Raw genomic sequence first — 1,172 nt, 5'->3', positions numbered from 1 at the left:
GCCGCGCGCTTCCAGGCCGCCCGTGTCGCGGCGGCCCGGGGCATCCCGGCCGAGCGCCTGGAGCGCCTGTTGCTGGCGCAGCTGACGGCACCGCTGGTAGGGCCGGCGGTGGTGAACGTACTGGCCCTGAACCTGGCATTGGCCGACAATCGCTTGCCTGATTCCAGCGAGTGATCCGAATGAGCGATGCCCTGCGCGCGGACGCGCTGCTCGACGAGGTGCCACGGGAGGGGCGCGGCCGCCTCAAGGTGTTCCTTGGCGCGGCTCCGGGCGTAGGCAAGACCTACGCCATGCTCCAGGCCGCGCAGCGCCAACGGCGTCTCGGCCGCACCCTGCGGGCCGGCGTGGTCGAGACCCATGGCCGCGCCGAAACCGAGGCGATGCTCGTCGGGCTGCCCGAGCAGCCGCTGCTGCGCAGCGAGTACCGGGGCGTCACGCTGCTCGAGATGGATCTCGATGGGCTGCTGGCGGCGCGACCGAGCGTGGCGCTGGTGGACGAACTGGCGCACAGCAATGCCCCCGGCAGCCGCCACAGCAAGCGCTGGCAGGACGTGCTGGAGCTGCTCGAAGCAGGTATCGACGTCTACACCACCGTCAACGTGCAGCATCTGGAAAGCCTGAACGACCAGGTCCGCGCCATCACCGGGGTGCAGGTCCGGGAAACGGTCCCGGACTGGGTTCTGCAGGAGGCGGACGACATCCTGCTGATCGATCTGCCGCCCCGCGAGCTGCTGGAGCGGCTACGCGAAGGCAAGGTCTACGTGCCGGAGCAGGCCCGCGCGGCCATCGATGCATTCTTCACCCAGACCAACCTGACCGCCTTGCGCGAGCTGGCGATGCAGACGGCCGCCGCGCGGGTGGACGCCGACCTGCATCGCCGCTACCGGCTGCAGGGCCAACCGGCCCCTGCGGTTCGCGGACGCCTGCTGGTGGGCATCGAGGGCGACGATGCCGCCGAAGGCCTGGTACGCCATGCCGCGCGGGTGGCGGAGCGCCGGCATCTGCCCTGGTCGGTGGTTCATGTGAATATCGGCGCGAGCCGGGGCGAGGCCGAACTGGGGTGCCTCCAGGCCGCCCAGCAGCTGGCCGAGCGGCTGGGCGGCGAGGTGGTGGAGCTGCGTGGCGAGCGTGTGGCGCGCACGCTGGTCGATCATGCGCACGAGCGCCGCGCG

The 1,172-nt window shown here is 71.5% G+C and carries 1 protein-coding gene and 1 pseudogene; both read left to right on the top strand.

From position 1 onward, the window contains the following. Positions 1-174: potassium-transporting ATPase subunit C (locus BAY1663_RS22755; RefSeq protein ID WP_037045414.1), on the top strand; the 174-nt coding region annotated here is incomplete at its 5' end. Between the two features lie 5 nt (positions 175-179). Beyond that, positions 180-1,172: pseudogene (locus BAY1663_RS22750) on the top strand (histidine kinase); the annotation flags it as partial.

The sequence above is a fragment of the Pseudomonas sp. BAY1663 genome (assembly GCF_000582595.1).
Lineage (GTDB): Bacteria > Pseudomonadota > Gammaproteobacteria > Pseudomonadales > Pseudomonadaceae > Stutzerimonas > Stutzerimonas stutzeri_AF.
This window is presented reverse-complemented; position numbering and strand designations above follow the sequence as displayed.